General features: G+C 69.9%; 14 protein-coding genes. 7 read left to right on the plus strand and 7 right to left on the minus strand.

Annotation, left to right across the window (positions count from 1 at the left end; all coding sequences use genetic code 11):
- Nucleotides 1-131: 131 nt before the first annotated feature.
- Nucleotides 132-317 (plus strand): hypothetical protein, encoded by a 186-nt coding sequence (locus WME79_RS08115; RefSeq protein WP_437534039.1) that lies wholly within the window; start codon nucleotides 132-134, stop codon nucleotides 315-317.
- A gap of 65 nt (nucleotides 318-382) precedes the next feature.
- Here WME79_RS08115 and WME79_RS08120 read toward each other — a convergent pair whose 3' ends face one another.
- A complete protein-coding gene (locus WME79_RS08120; protein ID WP_437534040.1) occupies nucleotides 383-1,285 on the minus strand; it encodes a glycoside hydrolase family 5 protein in 903 nt (300 codons plus the stop codon).
- Here WME79_RS08120 and WME79_RS08125 point away from each other — a divergent pair.
- A complete protein-coding gene (locus WME79_RS08125) occupies nucleotides 1,278-1,643 on the plus strand; it encodes a hypothetical protein (RefSeq protein WP_437534041.1) in 366 nt (121 codons plus the stop codon). The genes WME79_RS08120 and WME79_RS08125 overlap by 8 nt on opposite strands.
- Before the next feature lie 458 nt (nucleotides 1,644-2,101).
- Here the strand turns inward: WME79_RS08125 and WME79_RS08130 are convergent, their stop codons facing one another.
- Nucleotides 2,102-3,598 (minus strand): carboxypeptidase regulatory-like domain-containing protein, encoded by a 1,497-nt coding sequence (locus tag WME79_RS08130; protein ID WP_437534042.1) that lies wholly within the window; start codon nucleotides 3,596-3,598, stop codon nucleotides 2,102-2,104.
- 459 nt (nucleotides 3,599-4,057) lie between these two features.
- Here WME79_RS08130 and WME79_RS08135 point away from each other — a divergent pair, with 459 nt between their 5' ends.
- Entirely contained in the window at nucleotides 4,058-5,443 is a 1,386-nt protein-coding gene (locus WME79_RS08135; RefSeq protein ID WP_437534043.1) for an MATE family efflux transporter, read from the plus strand.
- A gap of 86 nt (nucleotides 5,444-5,529) precedes the next feature.
- On the opposite strand, the gene WME79_RS08140 is transcribed toward WME79_RS08135, so the two are convergent.
- The 4 genes from WME79_RS08140 to WME79_RS08155 all read right to left on the minus strand — a co-directional run bounded on the left by WME79_RS08140 (nucleotide 5,530) and on the right by WME79_RS08155 (nucleotide 9,500).
- Nucleotides 5,530-6,168, minus strand: a complete 639-nt coding sequence (locus WME79_RS08140; RefSeq protein ID WP_437534044.1) for a hypothetical protein — start codon at nucleotides 6,166-6,168, stop codon at nucleotides 5,530-5,532.
- Between the two features lie 133 nt (nucleotides 6,169-6,301).
- A complete protein-coding gene (locus tag WME79_RS08145; RefSeq protein WP_437534045.1) occupies nucleotides 6,302-7,723 on the minus strand; it encodes a sigma 54-interacting transcriptional regulator in 1,422 nt (473 codons plus the stop codon).
- Between the two features lie 52 nt (nucleotides 7,724-7,775).
- On the minus strand, nucleotides 7,776-8,192 hold the full coding sequence (locus tag WME79_RS08150; protein WP_437534046.1) for a Smr/MutS family protein: 417 nt from the start codon (nucleotides 8,190-8,192) through the stop codon (nucleotides 7,776-7,778).
- A gap of 93 nt (nucleotides 8,193-8,285) precedes the next feature.
- The gene (locus tag WME79_RS08155; protein ID WP_437534047.1) at nucleotides 8,286-9,500 is read right to left on the minus strand and encodes a GAF domain-containing sensor histidine kinase; all 1,215 of its coding nucleotides are present in this window, start codon (nucleotides 9,498-9,500) and stop codon (nucleotides 8,286-8,288) included.
- 234 nt (nucleotides 9,501-9,734) lie between these two features.
- Here WME79_RS08155 and WME79_RS08160 point away from each other — a divergent pair, with 234 nt between their 5' ends.
- Nucleotides 9,735-9,899 (plus strand): hypothetical protein, encoded by a 165-nt coding sequence (locus WME79_RS08160; RefSeq protein ID WP_437534048.1) that lies wholly within the window; start codon nucleotides 9,735-9,737, stop codon nucleotides 9,897-9,899.
- A gap of 129 nt (nucleotides 9,900-10,028) precedes the next feature.
- Here the strand turns inward: WME79_RS08160 and WME79_RS08165 are convergent, their stop codons facing one another.
- Entirely contained in the window at nucleotides 10,029-11,846 is a 1,818-nt protein-coding gene (locus tag WME79_RS08165) for a serine hydrolase domain-containing protein (protein ID WP_437534049.1), read from the minus strand.
- A 342-nt stretch (nucleotides 11,847-12,188) separates the two neighbouring features.
- Between WME79_RS08165 and WME79_RS08170 the strand changes: the two genes are divergently transcribed.
- The 3 genes from WME79_RS08170 to WME79_RS08180 all read left to right on the plus strand — a co-directional run bounded on the left by WME79_RS08170 (nucleotide 12,189) and on the right by WME79_RS08180 (nucleotide 16,150).
- Nucleotides 12,189-13,679 (plus strand): MDR family MFS transporter, encoded by a 1,491-nt coding sequence (locus tag WME79_RS08170; protein WP_437534050.1) that lies wholly within the window; start codon nucleotides 12,189-12,191, stop codon nucleotides 13,677-13,679.
- A 70-nt stretch (nucleotides 13,680-13,749) separates the two neighbouring features.
- On the plus strand, nucleotides 13,750-14,673 hold the full coding sequence (locus tag WME79_RS08175; RefSeq protein ID WP_437534051.1) for a TolB family protein: 924 nt from the start codon (nucleotides 13,750-13,752) through the stop codon (nucleotides 14,671-14,673).
- Between the two features lie 238 nt (nucleotides 14,674-14,911).
- The gene (locus WME79_RS08180) at nucleotides 14,912-16,150 is read left to right on the plus strand and encodes an arabinan endo-1,5-alpha-L-arabinosidase (protein WP_437534052.1); all 1,239 of its coding nucleotides are present in this window, start codon (nucleotides 14,912-14,914) and stop codon (nucleotides 16,148-16,150) included.
- Nucleotides 16,151-16,230: the final 80 nt, after the last annotated feature.

The following is a 16,230-nucleotide window of genomic DNA, read 5'->3' on the forward strand; positions in this document are numbered from 1 at the left end:
CCAGAGGTCTTTTCCGTTCGTCTCGACCATGGACAGACGCGGCGCGGCACGGCCGATTTCGCGGGCGCTGCAGGGCTGTGCGCGATAGATCCCGGAATCGCTCTCCGGAGCACAGCCGAACGGGACCGTCCATGTTGAGCAGCCTGAGAGACCACAAGTCCACCTGTCCCGCCCCGCTTTCGCCCGAGGCGCGCGCGTGGGAGCTGGAGCAGCTCCGGGCGCTCGGCCTCGAGGACGACGACTGGTGCTCGGACGATCAATGCCCCTTCTGTGCCGGGCGGCCCCTGTCCGTGGAGAGCAAACGCGCGCACGGGTGAGCGGCGCGGCGCCGTTGGTTGGGGGGCGGGTCACCGGCGCGAGCGGCCGGTGACCCGCACGGGGATCACTCCGCGACTTTCCCCTTCACCCACTTGCCCGACTCGGTGAGATTGTCGTCCGTCCAGTTGCCCATCGGGTTTGCGTTGGGCCTGAGCGCGGAGCACGCCTCGGCCTTGTCGCCAAGCGACCAGTTGGCCCAGCTGATGTTGTGCGCGTCCAGGAAGTCGAGCCAGGTCTGCGACTCGCCGATGTTGAGCTGGCCGTTGCCGTCGGCGGAGCAGGTCCCCCACTCGGTCACGAACAGCGCCAGCTTCTTGTCGATGGCTTTCTGGGCCTTCTCGCGGAGCGGCCCCTTGTGCGTGTTGGCATAGAAGTGGAGGGTGTACGCCACGTTCTGATCGCTGAGGGGATTGTTCGCGGCGATGTCGACGTCCTGCGACCAGTTCGGTGAGCCGACGATGACCAGGTTGTCCGCGCCCTGGCCGCGGATCTCGGAGATCACCGCCTCGGCGTAGGACTTCACCGCGGGCCAGGTGTTCGTGTTGAGGGGCTCGTTGAAGACCTCGAAGATGACGTTGGGCACGTTCTTGTAGGCCTGCGCCACCTCGCGGAAGTAGCTCTTCGCCTGGTCCAGGTGCTGGTGCGCGTTGTGATCGTGCCAGTCGAGGATGACGTAGATGCCCTTCGCGATCGCCGCGTCAGCGACGGTCTTCGCCTTGGCCTTCTGGGCGCCCGCGTTCTGGAGGTACCCGTCTTCGCCCTCGATGCCCATGGCCGCGCGGACGACGGTCGCGTCCCAGTTGTCCGCGATCGAGTTGACGACATTGGCATTGTAGTAGTTGCTCCACTGGCTCCAGAACAGGCTCATGCCTTTGAGCTGGACCGGGGACCCGTGCTCGCCGACGATGTTGCCGTTCATGACCCGGAGCCGGCCATGACGCTCGACCGGCGTGCCGTCCGTGGGCACCCCCCCGGTGCTCGCGCTCGTCGTGGATGAGGCCGATGTCGTCGCCGAGGTCGTCGAGGCGCTCGACGTCGTCGCCGAGGTCGTCGAGGCGCTCGAGCTCGTAGCGCTCGTCGAGCTCGCGGAGGTCGTCGAGCTCGCGGAGTTCGTCGAGCTCGCGGAGGTCGCCCCGCCGCCGCCCGCGCCGCCCGCGCCGCCCGCGCCGTCGTCCGTCGCCGCGTCACCGCAGCCGATCAGCACGGTTGCTTGCAAGGCAACCACCGCAAGGCCGAATGACCACTTCGACCTGCCAAGCACACCGCGAAGCAAAACACTTTTCATCATGTCCTCCAAGAGAAGTATCCGGATGGCGCGGCATTAAAAGGGCAGTTCAGCGCCATGGCAAGCCCTCTGCGTGCCCCTGGTTAAGGGATAAACTCGATGCTGTTTGTATGGCAGAATACAGTGTCAGTGCGTGCAGATTACAACTGCGGCCGGTGGTCTCCAGCGAGACCGTGAGGCGAAGCCTTCACGGGCGCCGATCTGAGGGAGCTGTGGTGTGCAGGCAACAGAAATTTCGCAAAAAATATGCCAGTTGGCAGAGCCCGTGAAGCGGGCGCTGCTGCGCTGCGTCTCTGGTCTCGGCGTGGGGGCTGCGCCGCGCGGGGCCACGCAGGCTACGGTGTTCCCCTTGGTGGTCGGGTGACCACCCTGGGCAACCGCCTATCCATGCGCAGGGCGTCAATATCGCTCAGGAAATCGCGAGCGAGCGCCCCCGGAATGTCAAGCCTCGAGCGGGCCTTCGGAGAGGGAGCTCGCTGCGCCCCGTCGAGGCGCTCGTCACGTCGGCACGGGCACTGGCGGCGGCTCGTCGTCCGGCGCGATGCAGGCGGACAGGTCGAACAGCATGAAGAGCAGCGCCTTCTCCTGGGCGGTCAGCTCGTGCATCGCCCCGCCGCGGTCTTCACAGCCGCTCGGGAACGGCGCCCCGGCGACGTCGCTCGCCGCCACGTGGATGTCCGTGTACACGAACCTGCCGCACTGCGCTTCTTCCGGCGCGCCGATGGGCGTGTTGAACGTGAAGTATTTGACCCCCGCGGGCGCGTCGAAATCCGTGTTGGCCTCGTTGTAGAGCCACCGCGTCGCGATCTCCTCGTTCACCGAGTCGACCCAGTGCTGCGGATCGTTGATCTCGATCTGCCCGGGCACGGTCGACGCTCCCACGTTGGCGAGCCAGTCCTGGAGCGCCAGGCCCTTCGGGAACGTGGTGTCGACCAGCACGGGGAGCCCGTCGTCGGGATCGCTCTCCTCGTCCCATTCCGCCGTCTCCGGGAACCGCTCCGGCCCGAGCCGGATCCATGTGTTGTGCCAGTGCGACGCGAACACGCGGCCTCCCGCGGAGGCATAGTCGAACATCGCTTGCAGCGCGGCCTCCGGCTTGTCGTCCACGAACTCGGAGCCCTCGCACGACAGGATCACCATGTCGTATTGACGCAGGTTGTCGAGCGAGCCCCAGAACTCCCGCGCGAGGGAGAAGGGCGCGCCGCCGTTCAGGCCGTCTCGGTACCTGCTCGTCGCGCTGTCGCCCTCGATGGCGCGCCCGGCGAACAGGTTCACCCGCCCGTCGCCCGCCTCGGGCGTGAACTCCGACGCGTCGATTCCCATCTTGTACAGCAGGCACTCCAGCACGTCCGAGCCGCCGGTCGTCAGCGCGATCTTCGGGAGATGGCCCTCCGCCTTGCTGCGCGGCAGGCGGACCGTCGTGTCCACGGTCGGGTTGTCGACGCACCCCTCGACCTTCGGCAGCGTGATCTGGCGCCGCCATTTGCCGAGCTGGATGACCAGCGGGATGTCCACCCCGACCGGCACGTTCTCCAGCACGAAACGCCCGTTCGTGTCCGTCAGCGCGGTCGCGATCGGATCGCCGGAGAGCGTCACATTGCACCGATCGCAGCTCGCGCCGTCGGTGATGGGCTCAAGCTCCCTGTTCGGGACGTACACCGTGACGTTGTACAGCGGGAGTTTGCCCGCGGGCTCGTACACGGTGCCGCTCACGGTGGTCGTGCCGCCGCCTGGACAGGCGATCTGCTGGCACTCGAGCCCTTCGCACCCGCCGCTCGTGACCCCTGACCCGCCGCTCCCCGCCAGGAACCCGCCGCTCCCCGCCTGGAAGGGGATTCCCCCGGAGCCGCCGCCCCCCGCGCTCTGGTCGGCTCCGCCGCCGGACGTGGCGCCGATCGTCCCGCTGGACTCGCCGCAGGAGCATCCGCCAGCGACAGCCGGCGCCATGGCCGCCGCGGCCAGGAGCCATCGGGCGCTGCCGTGCAATATCCCCATTTGATCCTCCAGGCGCAGAAGGGCGAGTGTGCCCTTTTCTGCCCATTCCCAGAGTAATCGATACGCGAGGACACGGGAAGGGACAACCATGCAAGGATGCGAGCGAGAACACGCTTTTGCGTGCGTTGCCGGAAGCCGCCCTCTCCGTCTGCGCCGCTGGGGGCGGTGCGAGGCAGTCGGGCGTCTGTCGCTCGGTCTCGCTAGGTCTCGCTAGGTGTCCGTGCGATCGAGCGGACCGTGAGGAGATAGGCGACAGCGGCCCCAACCTCCGTTCCGCGTACCACCGCGCCCCGCGGCCGCGCGACCCACCGCGCAGAACCGCGCAGAACCGCGCAGAACCGCGCGAAACTTGCGGGACATCGCGGAACCTTGCGAGACCGCGCGAGACCGCGCGACGGCGCTCGCGTGGCCATGCTCCGTCGTGGCGAGATGCTCTTCGGCAGAGTAGGATGCGGCGCTTTGCAATCAGTCCTACCTGCCCCCGCTCTCCCTCGCCCGCGTTTGCTGGAGATCACCTGGCCCATCTTCAGCGAGAACCTGCTGCACATGCTCGTCGGCGTGTTCGGCGTATGGCTGGTCAGCCGCCTCTCGGACGAGGCCGCCGCCGCGTACGGGCTGTCCAACCAGATCATGTTGACCTTCATGATCACCTTTCGCTTCGTCAGCGTCGGCGCGAGCGTGGTGGTCACCCAGTATCTCGGCGCGCGGGACCGCGCCGGGGCGGAGCAGGTAGCGCGGGCGTCGCTCGCGGCCAATCTCTGGCTCGGCGTCTTCAGCTTCGTCGTCATCGCGATCGGCGCGAGGCCGCTGCTCGAGCTGATGCGCCTGCCGCCTTCCCTGTTCCCGATCGCGGAGCCTTATCTGATCGCGGTCGGCGTGATGCTGGCGTTCGACGCGGTGAATTTCTCGATGGGCTCGGTGCTGCGCGCGCACACCTACACCCGCGACACGCTGCGCCTCATCGTCGTCATGTACATCGTGCAGCTCGCGCTGAGCCTGCCGCTCATGTTCGGTGTCGCCGGGGCTCCAGGGCTCGGCATGATGGGGCTCGCGCTCGCCGCGGTGGTCGGGCGCGCGCTCTCCTTCTGGATGCACCGGCAGCTGTGGATCTCGCGCCTCGGGATCCGACCGACCTTCGAGGATTTCTGGCGCATTCGCCCCGATCGCCTCCGCGAGATGCTGCACATCGGCCTGCCGGGGGCGGGCGAGAACGTGGTCTATCGTATCAGCTTCATGATCATCCTCGCGATGGTCGCCAACATGGGGCAGACAGCGCTCACCACCCATACGTACACGATGCAGATCGTGCACTTCCTGCTCCTGTTCGGCATGGCGATCGGCTTCGGGACCGAGATCGTGGTCGGGCACCGCATCGGCGCCGGCGATCTGCAGGGCGCCGATCGCCTGGTGCGCGGCGGCCTGGCGATCGGGTTCTGCGTGTGCGTGAGCCTGGTGATCGCCACCGCGCTGCTCGGCCCCCACCTGCTCGGCCTCTTCTCGCGCGATCCCGAGGTGATCGCCACCGGCTCCCGGCTGCTGTGGCTGACCCTCCTTGTCGAGCCGGGCCGCACGCTCAACCTGGTCGTGATCAACGGGCTCCGCGCCACCGGCGACGCCCGCTTCCCTGTCGGGTTCGGCGTCTTCTCGATGTTCGCCGTGGCCGTCGGGCTGTCCTGGCTGCTCGGCGTCCACCTCGGCTGGGGGCTCGCCGGCGTCTGGGTCGCCTACGCCGCCGACGAGTGGGTCCGCGGGCTGGTCATGGCCGCGCGCTGGCACTTCCACGGCTGGGTGCCCCACGCGCGGCGCACCTTCCGCCGGGTGCGGCTGAGCAGCCGCCCTGCGTGATCGCTCGCGCTTGACGAACGATCAACCGCCCCGAGCCTTGCTGAAGCGCGGCCCCGCGGAGGGCAGGCGGGGTGGCCGGGCGCCGGTCATCCCGCCGGCGCGCCCACCTTCTCGGTGACGGCCATGCACAGCGCGGCCACGCCGCGCCTCGGGACGGTCACGAGCTTCTCGCGGAAACTGGCGCGCTGATCGGTGTACAGCTTCGACACCTTGTGCGAGAGGATCGTCGAGCTCCAGACCGCGACCACGTCGGCCCAGCGGAGATCGGCGTCGGCCTTCGCCGCGTTGCGGTGACCCTCTCCGTCCACGATGCGGATCTCGACCTCGCCCGCGAGCAGCTGCCGCAGGTCCTCGGACGTGCCTGGCCCGCCGCCGACCACGAGCAGCCTCCGCAGCCCGCGCGCGTGGAACGCGCCGATCATCGCGAGCGCTGCCCGCTTGTTCGCCGAGCTGCCGCACAGGTCGCAGACGGCGTCGGCGCCGACCTCGACCACGCGGAGCCCGGCCTTCGCCGGGAGCTTCGCGCACTCGGCGCAGCGGCGCTCGACCCGCTCCTCCGCCGGCGCCGACGGCGGGGACCGGCCGAGCGCCTGCTGAGCCTGCCCCGCGAGCTCCGCCGGGAGGAAGTCCGCGGGGTGGCGGAGCTCCGTCGCTGGCGCATGCTCCGCGAGCCAGAGGAGCAGATCGGTTTCTGAAATATTCAGAGATTTTGCGAGGTTGCGCACACGGACGGATCGCGCCATTGCGACGCGACTGTGACATGTGCAGCACCGTTGCGCCCTTTTCTATCGCACGGGATGGCGGCCTCGGGCTGGCCCTGATGAGGCCGGCGCGGGCGGTGGCCCATCCGCGCGTGGCTCAGTCGAGGGCGGCGGCGCGGCGCAGCCCGTGGCGCTGGAGGAGGCGGTGGAGGTACATCCGGTCGAGCCCTGCTTTGCGGGCGGCGCGGCTCACGTTGCCGTTCGACCACTCCAGCAGGGCGGCGAGGTAGCGCCGCTCGAACTGGTCGATGATCGCGTCCTTCGCCTCCTTGAAGGGCATCTCGATGTTCGCGGCGGGCCCCTCGGGCGCGGCGCCCTGCGGCGCGGCGCTCGAGGGCGCCGCGGAGCTGCGCTCGGGCGGCGCCGTCGTCCCCATGGCGGCGCCCTCGCCGAGCACGACGCGGCGCTCGACATAGTTCCTCAGCTCTCGCACGTTGCCGGGCCAGTCGTAACGCTTCATGTCCTCGATGACCTCGGGGGGGAAGAGGTGCACCTTGTCGATGGCGCCGAGCTCGTTCAGGAAGCAGTGGACGAGGAGGCCGATGTCCTCCTTGCGCTCCCGGAGCGGCGGGACGCGCACGGTGAGCACCGAGAGGCGGTAATAGAGGTCCTCGCGGAACCTGCCGCTGTTCACCTCGCGCTCCAGGCGCCGGTTCGTGGCGGCGATCACCCGGATATCGACCTTGCGCACCCGGCTCTCGCCGAGCCTGCGCACCTCGCGCGAGGCGAGGGCGCGGAGGAGCTTCGGCTGCATCTCCAGCGGCAGCTCGCCGATCTCGTCGAGGAAGACGGTGCCGCCGTCGGCCTCCTCGAAGGCGCCGGCGCGGTCGCGCGTGGCGCCCGTGAACGAGCCGCGCACGTGGCCGAACAGCTCGCTCTCGATGAGGCTCGGCGAGATGGCGCCGCAGTCGACGATGACGAGCGGCTTGTCGGCGCGGGCGCCGCGCTGGACGAGCTCGGTGGCGATGACCTCCTTGCCTGTGCCGTTCTCACCCTCGATCAGCACGTCGGGCGCGCTCTTCGCCACGCGATCGAGGACGGGGAAGAGGCGCCGCATGGGGACCGACACGCCCTGGAGCGCCCCGAAGCTGACCGCGCGCGCGAGCTCGGTCTCGGCGACGGCGTCGGCGTCGCGGATGCGCACGACCGACTCGCCGAGCTCGATGCGACACTCCGGCAGGATGGCGTCGGCGTCCCGAACGCGGACGCCGGCGATGTAGGTCCCGTTGAGCGAGCCGACGTCCGTCAGCCGGAACGTGGACTTCACGCGCTCGAGGATGCAGTGGAAGCGGGAGACGGCGCGGTCGGCGAGCACGAGATCGTTGCTCTGGTGGGAGCCGATGCGGATGAAATCGCCGTCGAGCACCATGGCCCGGCTCGCGGGCTTGCCCGCCTCGCGCTCGACGCACAGCTCGAGCCGGGGCACCGCCAGCACCTCGCCCTTCGTCATGCGAGGCTCCGTGGAGGCCGCGAGGCTCGGCGGGCCGGGGTCGTCGGGCGTGGCGGGGGGGCGCGGCATGCGCGCCATCTTACGCGCGAGCCTGGGGTCGTCCAGAGGTGGCCCTGCTGGCTCAGGGCGAGAGGTCGCCGCCCGCCGCCTTGAGCCACACGACGGTGGCTCCCCACCCGCCGCGGGAGGCCGGGGCGTCGCGGAAGCCGTCCACCGCCGGGTGGCGCGAGAGGACGGTCCGGACGATGCGGCGCTGCACGCCCTTGCCGCGGCCGTGGATGATGCGCACCTCGCGGAACCCGCGCAGCTGCGCCTCGTGGAGGTACTCCTCGACCACGGAGGCGACGTCGCGCGGGGCGAACGTGTGCAGGTCGATCGCGTCCTCGATCGGCATGACCACGACGCCGTCGTCGCCGGGCGGCTCGGCTGCTTCTTCGGGGGACCCGGCCTCGGGCGCCTCGATCTCGGCGAGGTCGGGCGGCGCGGGCGCGCGGGGCGAGAGCGCGCGGTCGAGCCATTCGCGGAGCCGGCGGAGCATCTGCGCGGTGTAGCCGAGCCGGCGGGGCCCGCCACCGCGCGGGGCGCCGCGCTTGCCGGCGCGAGGGGCATTTGCGCTGGCACCGCAGCGGGATCACGGCTCATCCCCACAAACGGGCGGTCCGCTCGTGGGCAAGCTCAGTCGGAACGTCGCGCCGCTTCCAGGAGGGGAGTTCACGGTCAACGTGGCCCCGTGGGCGGCGGCGATCCTGCTCGCCAGGTAGAGCCCGAGGCCGATCCCCGATGCATGGCCGTTCGTGACGAAGCGGTCGAAGATGCGGGGAAGGATCTCCGGCGGCACGCCGGATCCGCGGTCGACGACGTCGACGTGGGCGTACTCCATCCCCTCTATCAGCTCGCTGGTGAGCTTGATGATGACCCCCTTTCCCGGGGGCGAGTGCTTGGTCGCGTTGCTGACGAGGTTCTCCAGGGCCTGGCGGAGGCGATCCCTGTCCGCCACGACGACGAGCTCCGGCGGGCCCTCGACGCGGATCTCGACGCCGGGTGTCCCGAGCGCAGCGGCGATGTCCCGCGCCAGCGAGACAAGGTCCATGGGCGCAGGCGCGATCTCGAAGAGCCCCTGCTCGATGCGCCCCACGTCCAGCAGATCCGAGATGAGCTGGCCGAGCCGGGTGACCGAGTCGGTCGCCCGGTCGGCGTCGCGCAGATCGTCGATCCGGCCGTCGAGCTCTGCACGATACTGAAGCATGCCAAGGCGGCCCATGAGCGGGCTCAGGTAGTTTCGCAGATCGTGCGCCAGCACGGTGATGAGCTCCTCCGCGGCCTGGCGCCGGCCTTGCGCGACCGCAGCGGAGGTGACCTGCTCGACGAGCTCCGCCCGGTGCGTCAGGGCGCCGATCCAGTGCGTGACCGCGATGAGGAAGCGAAGATCCTCTTCGGAGAAGAACTCCGGCGCGGCCGAGTGAGCAGAGACGACCCCGCGCCGCTCGCCGTCGACGACGAGCCGGGCCGCGATGTGTGACCGCACGCCGAGCTCGTGGACCAGGCCGGGCACCTCGTCGGGCTCCTGCTCTGCATGCCCGGTGATGTGGGGATCGCCGGTCGTGAAGACGCGGGTGATCGAGCCGCCGTTGGCGATCGGGTGGATGTCGAGCCCGAGCGACCGCTGCCGCCGGCCCATGGGCGTCTTGCTCGTCCCCAGGGCACGCAGCGTGTTCCTGCCAGGGTCGAAGAGGAAGATGTCTATCTTGTCGGCGCCGAGAGCGCCGACGAGGAGGTCACTCGCCTGGTTGAGCGACTGTTTCAGTTCGGCCGCCGGCAGCTCGAGCAAGCGCTCGAGTGTCGACATCAGCCTACCTTCCTTCGAGGAGGCTTCCTTTCCGGACATGCTGCTTTCTCGCTCCGTGATCCGCTCGACACCGTGCGCTCGGCAGCAGAAGCGCGAGCCGGCGGTGGACGGTGGATTGGGTCGTTATGACGACGCTGTCGCCCGATCGGTAGGTGTGCGCGGCGCCGGGGGCCGCTCCGGCGCGGGTCCACGCGAGCGACCGGCGATACGGACGAGCTCGGGCGGCGCTGGTGGATGGATGGCCATCCGGAGCGACAATACACGAGCGTCAGCTTCCTCCTCGATCGAGCGGGGCTCGTGCGGCACGTGCACCTCGGGGGCAAGCTGGAGCCCGCCACCCCCGAGTTTGCGGCGGTCGAGGGGCGCGTCCGCGCCTTGCTGGACGAGCCCGCGCGCTGACACGCCACGTCCAGCATCGTTTCGACCCCTTGTCGGCGCGTCTGTAAAACAAGACGGATCCTGCGCTTCACGAGCGCGCCGCACGGAGGCCTGCCGCGCCGCCGGAGCGGCGACAGGCCCTGCTGCCGGTCAGTTCTTGCAGCAGAGCGTGCCGGCGGTGGTGTTGCCCGCGCAGCCGCCGAAATAGCGGTTCTGGGTGCTGTCGCCGTGGCCGCAGTTGACCCAGTTGCACTTGTTCCCCTCGGGATCGACGCCGTCGGGGGAGCACACGCGCATGGGGGTATTGGCGCCGCAGCTGATGCCGGTCGGCGCCGCGGAGCAGCTCCCCGAGCCCACGCCGGTGTACTTGAGGTTGTCGTCGGTCCAGTAGTGATGCTTCGGCGCCTCGGCGTTCGTGGAGCCGTAGCCGTTCTTCTCGACGAACTCCTCGGCGCTGCACACGTGATAGCCGGTCGTGCAAAGGTCCGCGCGGTCGGGGTAGGTCACGCTGCCGGCGCAGCCGAACATCTCGTCGTCCCAGAAGCGCTGCACCCCTGTGACGAGGTCCGGATCGTCCTTGCACCCGCCCGTGGTCCGCGCGTAGGCGGGCTGGCTCGCCATCCAGGTGACGACGTTCTCGTTCGCCGTCCCCGAGCCCGGGCCGCCGTTCGCGAACGAGAGATAGGCGATGTCGAGCTCAGGGTAGACGCAGATCTTGGACTGCATGCCCGTGATCGAGCCTGTGTGGCACAGGCCGGTATACTGGATGCCGCCGCTGGTCCAGCGGGGGCCTGAGCTCCATCCGTAGTTGTAGCTCGAGAAGTCCAGCGCGTGGACGTTGGTGAAGGCAGGCGAGGTGTCGCGCATGTGGGCGATGGCGTAGCGGGCCCAGTCGAGGATGTTGAAGGCGAACCCGCCCGAGCCGGGCGCGACGGCCCAGGGGTCCACGTCCGGATCGTTCACCGAGTGGGGCGTCCCCGCCTCGTTGTGGCCCCAGACGAACTTCCCGGCGGCCAGATAGGGGTGCGTGGGGTTGAAGAAATACGGATTCCAGTAGACCCTCTGCGAGGCGGTGCCGTTGATCGAGCCGCTCTGCGCGAGGAAGAACGCCTGGGAGGTCTGGTAGGTGGCCCCGAAGCCGTGCGCGTCGATGAGCTTCTCTCTGGCGTAGTCGACGAACGCCATGCCGGCCCACTGGTCGATGACCGCCTGCGCGATGGTGAAGTTCGCGTTTTCGTAGCGGTACACCCCGATGGTGTCGCTGCAGTCCGCGAGGAGCCCCGTGGCGTTCCCGCCGGCGGGGATGGAAGGTCCCCGCACGTACTCCTTCAGCACCTGCTGGTGCGTCTTGCTCTTCCAGCCGGCGCTGTAATCGGGGTGGCTGTACAGCTGGTTATCGATCGTGGTGTCGCCCACCTCGTAGCTGCAGGCGATGCCCGAGCGGTGCGCGACGAGCTGCCGCAGCGTCACGTTCTTGCGCGCGGCGGGCTTGATGTACTCCTTGCCCGGCTCGGTGGCCCAGGGGAGCGCCTCGGCGAGCGTGGTGTCCCAGTCGAGGGCGGGGCTCTCTTCGATGAGGATCGAGAGCAGCGTGGCGGTCATGCTCTTGGTGTTGGACCCGATGTTGAAGATCATGTCTTCGGTCATCGGGGTCTGCTCCGGGAGCTTCGCGTAGCCGGCCGCCCCGAGCGCGACGATGTGCTTGCCCTTGACGACCGCGGCGATCATGCCCGGCGTGAGCGCGCCCGGGGCCGGGTAGCCCGTGTAGTCATCGAGCTTCCAGGCGAGGTCGTCGTGCGCTGCGTTCACGAGAGGCGGTGGGGTCGTGGCGATGAAATCGAGGCGGTCCGAGGACGCCTGGACGCGCTCCTCGGAGGCCGTTTGCTCGATCTCCGGCTGGGGGGTTGCGCACCCCACGAGCGAGGGGGCGACGCCAAAACACGCTGCGATCCATCGATTGAGCTTCATGGGTTCTTCCTTCGTTGTGGGCAGGGCGGAGGAGGCGCTTCATGGCGCTCCTGCCGAGGCAAGCGCAAAAGGGCGGCCGCTCGGGGCGTTTGCCTGTTTGCCCGTTTGCTCGTTTGCGTGTTTGCGTGTTTGCAACCGAGAGGCCAGGCCGCTCAAGGCCGGGATCGCGGGGCTCCGAGGGGCGCTGTCACGCGGCCATGACGGCCATCCGTCACGCGGTCATGACACCGCAACGCCGCCGCACCACCTCGCGGGGGGCTCTGGCGGCGAGCGGCGCGCGCGGCGTAGCGCTGCGTCCCGCTTGCCGCGCCGCCTCATCCACACCACATCCCCACGACCAGCATGGCCTCAGAACGCAAGACCCACCGCGCCCTCACCGTCGCCGGGCTGATCCTGGCCCTCGCCATGGCCGCCCTCGAATCGACCGTCGTCGCCACCGCCATGCCCACCGTGATCGGTGATCTCGGCGGCATTCACCAGTACGCCTGGGTCACCACCGCCTACCTGCTCACCTCGTCGGTGCTGGTGCCCATCTGCGGCAAGCTGTCGGACATCTACGGCCGCAAGCCGATCATGCTCTTCGGCATCGCCGTCTTCCTGATCGGCTCGATCGCGAGCGGCGCGGCGCGATCGATGCCGCAGCTCATCGCCTTCCGCGCCCTCCAGGGGGCCGGCGCCGGGGCGATGCAGCCGATGGCGATGACCATCTCGGGCGACATCTTCGACCTCAAGGAGCGCGCGCGGATCCAGGGCGTCTTCGGGGCCGCCTGGGGGCTGTTCGGCATCATCGGCCCGATGGTGGGCGGGCTCATCGTGCACTACTTCTCCTGGCGCTGGGTCTTCTACATCAACATCCCGTTCGGCGTCGCGTCCGTCGCGCTCGTGGCGACCTCGTTCCACGAGCGCATCGACAGGCGGCCTCACGAGCTCGATTTCCTCGGCGCGGCGCTCCTGTCCGCTGGCGTGGTCGCGCTGCTGCTCGCCACGGGGAGGCTTGGCGGGGGGACGACGCTGCTCGCGGCGGTCGCGTCGGTGGCGCTGTTCGCCGTGTTCTTCGCCGTCGAGCGCCGGGCCGCCGAGCCGATGATCCCGCTGCCGCTCTTCCGGCGCCCGGTGATGCTCATCTCCAACGTGGCCGGCGCGATCCTCGGCGGCGCGATGATGGGCACGATCACGTTCGTGCCGCTCTTCGTGCAGGGCGTGCTCCGCGGCACCCCGACCGACGCCGGCAGCGCCATCGCGCCGATGCTCATCGGCTGGCCGGTCGCGAGCGCGATCGGCGGGCGGCTCATCCCCCGGGTCGGGTTCCGCCCGCTCATCTGGATCGGCCTCGGCGTCACGGCGACGGCGGGGCTCGCGCTCGCGCTCGGCGGGGCGCACGACACGCCGCTGATGCTCCGCGCGACGACGCTGGTCTTCGGCGTGGGCATGGGGCTCTCCAACGTCGCGCTGCTGATCGCGGTGCAGAGCAGCGTCGCGTGGGATCAGCGCGGGATCGCCACCGCGAGCACGATGTTCTCCCGGCTGCTCGGCGGCGTCGTGGCGGTGGGCATCATGGGCGGCGTCCTGACGGCCCAGCTCGCGAAGGACCCGTCGATCCCCGCGGACGCAGCGAGCCGGCTCCTGACGGCGGAGGGGGCGCGCGGCCTCGATCCGTCGATCCTCCAGCACCTCGGGGAGGCGCTCACGTCCGGCCTCACCACGGTGTTCTGGATCATCGCGGCCATGGGCGTCATCGGCTTCATCGCGGCGCTGTGGTTCCCCCGCGTGCCGCTCCAGGCCGCCGGGGGAGACGTGGCGGTCGCGCCGCCGAGCGAGGCCGGCGTCGGGTGAGGCGCCCCGCCCTCGTCGGCAGGGACGGGGGCTCGATCCAGCGCACGTTGGCGCGTATGAACGGGGGCGGATGAGGTGGCGGTCCCGGGGGATCACGGTGGCGTGCTGGTTCTGGCTCGCGCTCGGCGGGGCGGGGTGCGAGGACCAGCGCTTCGTGATCGGCGTGTTCGCGCCGGGGCAGGGCGGGGGAGGGGGGGCGGCGGGCGCGCAGGAGCGGCCGAGGTTCGATGCGCCGACGGCGATGACGGAGCTGAACAGCGATTCCAGGGAAGAGGACCCGACGCTGACAGGCGATCTCCTCGAGATCTACTTCATGTCCGATCGCGGCGGGAGCCGCGATATCTGGACGTCGCGGCGGGCGGCGCCAGGCTCGCCCTGGGAGGCGCCGCGCGCCGTGGAGGCGCTCAACAGCGCCGATAGCGTCGAGGACACTCCCTGCGTCTCCGAGGACGGGCTGAGGATCTGGTTCTTCAGCGAGCGCGCTCCGAAGGGCATCTGGCGCGCCGAGCGCGCCGGCCGAGACGACCCATGGGGCGCGCCGGCCCGCGTGGACTCGCTCGTCGCCGACGACGGCGAGGTGATGTCCCCCCACGTCGATCCCTCCGAGCTCCGCGTCGTGGTCGGCGTCGAGCCCCCGAACGCCGAGACGTACATCGCGATCGCGTCGCGCGAACGCCCGGAGGACCCCTGGAGCGCGCTCGCCCCGCTCCCCGGGCTGGACGGCCCAGGTGACGAGCACGCTCCGTTCCTGTTCGACGAGGGCCGCCAGATCCTGTTCCGATCGAGCCGCGAGGGCGGAGGAGACCTGTTCTGGGCGCGGCGGCCGTCGACCGACGCGGCCTTCGAAGAAGCGGAGTCGCTCGGTGAGCCGCTGAACCTTCCCGAAGAGCGCGACACCGATCCACACCTCTCGCCCGACGGGGCCGTCCTGTTCTTCGCGTCGACGCGGAGCGGGGTGGCCGACCTCTACGAAGCTCGGCGCGTCGCACGATGAGTCGTGGCATCGCCGTCTCGGTGTAAAATTTCTGCGAAGACGGTTTTTGGTGCTCCACGAGAAGCTCGAGCAACCCATGATTGATCGTGGGCGCTCCGGCCCACGTGGGAGAGCGGGACGGCTCGTTCCGGAGGACATCGAGCCGACCCCCATGGCCAGCACCTCGACGGATGATCCGCCAATGGAGCCTCAGGAGTTCAAGATGCGTCTCACGCTTTGCCGGTCACGGCGACGACGGGTGTCCGCGCCCACGTGGAGCCTCCTGATCGGCGTCGTCGCAACGCTCGCGGGCTGCAGCACGGAGACCTCCTCGGTGCAGGGCTCCGGCTCAGGCGGCCAGGACAGCGGCGCGACCGGCGCCGGCGCCACGACCACCGCTTCTGCCACCACGGCGAGCAGCGGCGCGGGAGGCCACCCGAGCGCGACGGCCGGGGTGGGGGGCGCCGAGGCCGCCGGCGGGAGCGGCGGCGCTGGCGGGAGCGGCAGCGCTGGCGGCAGCGACGGCGCGGGCGGGAGCGGCGGCGCGGGAGGGGCCGCGGACCGGTGCGCCGATGCCCTCTACGACCCGGCGAGCCCGCCAGAGGCGCTGTCCCTGTCCGGGAACCTGGGGACCCACGACCCGGCGATCATCCAGGCCGGCGACCGCTACTACCTGTTCCATACGGGGGACAGGCTCCCGATGAAGAGCTCGTCGAACCTCACCGCGTGGCAGGCCGCCGGTCGGGTGTTCGAGGCGAAGCCCGCCTGGCTGGAAGAGAAGGTCCCGGGCGTGAGCGACCTGTGGGCGCCCGATATCTCGCGCTTCGGGGACACCTACCATCTCTACTACTCCGCCTCCACGTTCGGCAGCAACCGGTCGTGCATCGGGCACGCGACGAAGGCATCGCTCGACTCGGCAGGTCCCTGGACGGACCGCGGCGCCGCCATCTGCTCCAACGACGGCGCGGCGCGGGACGACTGGAACGCGATCGATCCCAACGTCGCGATGGATGAGGAGGGGACGCCGTGGCTCGTGTTCGGGAGCTTCTGGAGCGGTATCAAGATGGTGAAGCTCGCCGCGTCGGGGGAGCGGGCCGACGGGGAGCTCCACGCCCTCGCCTCCCGCCCCGACGCCCGCGGGGCGCTCGAGGCGCCCTTCATCGTCCGGCGCTGCGGCTTCTATTACCTGTTCGTCTCGTTCGACGCCTGCTGCCGCGGGGCGGACAGCACGTACAAGATCGCCGTCGGTCGTTCGACGAGCATCACGGGCCCGTACGTCGACAAGGAGGGGACACGGATGATGTCCGGCGGTGGCAGCATCGTCGTGGAAGGAGGCACCCGCTGGCGAGGGCCCGGGCACAATGCCGTGCTGTTCTCCGGCGATCGCTCTTACAACGTCTATCACGCGTACGACGCGCAATCGAACGGCGCCCCCACGCTGCGGATCTCCGATCTGGCATGGGACACCGACGGTTGGCCGCGCTCCGGAGGGCCCTAGTCGCGCCACCGTCGCCGGGCTCTGCGCTGCGCGCCCTGATGATCGGGATTTATGGACTCAACCGTCGTTGCCACAATGCG

The organism is Sorangium sp. So ce726 (assembly GCF_051521405.1).
Taxonomy (GTDB): domain Bacteria; phylum Myxococcota_A; class Polyangia; order Polyangiales; family Polyangiaceae; genus Sorangium.

Bases quoted from the DNA above. Each gene is read 5' to 3' on its own strand.
- WME79_RS08115 (WP_437534039.1), top strand. From the start codon at position 132: ATGTTGAGCAGCCTGAGAGACCACAAGTCCACCTGTCCCGCCCCGCTT.
- WME79_RS08130 (WP_437534042.1), bottom strand. From the start codon at position 3,598: ATGGGGATATTGCACGGCAGCGCCCGATGGCTCCTGGCCGCGGCGGCC.
- WME79_RS08145 (WP_437534045.1), bottom strand. From the start codon at position 7,723: ATGCCGCGCCCCCCCGCCACGCCCGACGACCCCGGCCCGCCGAGCCTC.
- WME79_RS08150 (WP_437534046.1), bottom strand. From the start codon at position 8,192: ATGCTCCGCCGGCTCCGCGAATGGCTCGACCGCGCGCTCTCGCCCCGC.
- WME79_RS08155 (WP_437534047.1), bottom strand. From the start codon at position 9,500: ATGTCGACACTCGAGCGCTTGCTCGAGCTGCCGGCGGCCGAACTGAAA.
- WME79_RS08160 (WP_437534048.1), top strand. From the start codon at position 9,735: ATGGATGGCCATCCGGAGCGACAATACACGAGCGTCAGCTTCCTCCTC.
- WME79_RS08165 (WP_437534049.1), bottom strand. From the start codon at position 11,846: ATGAAGCTCAATCGATGGATCGCAGCGTGTTTTGGCGTCGCCCCCTCG.
- WME79_RS08170 (WP_437534050.1), top strand. From the start codon at position 12,189: ATGGCCTCAGAACGCAAGACCCACCGCGCCCTCACCGTCGCCGGGCTG.
- WME79_RS08175 (WP_437534051.1), top strand. From the start codon at position 13,750: ATGAGGTGGCGGTCCCGGGGGATCACGGTGGCGTGCTGGTTCTGGCTC.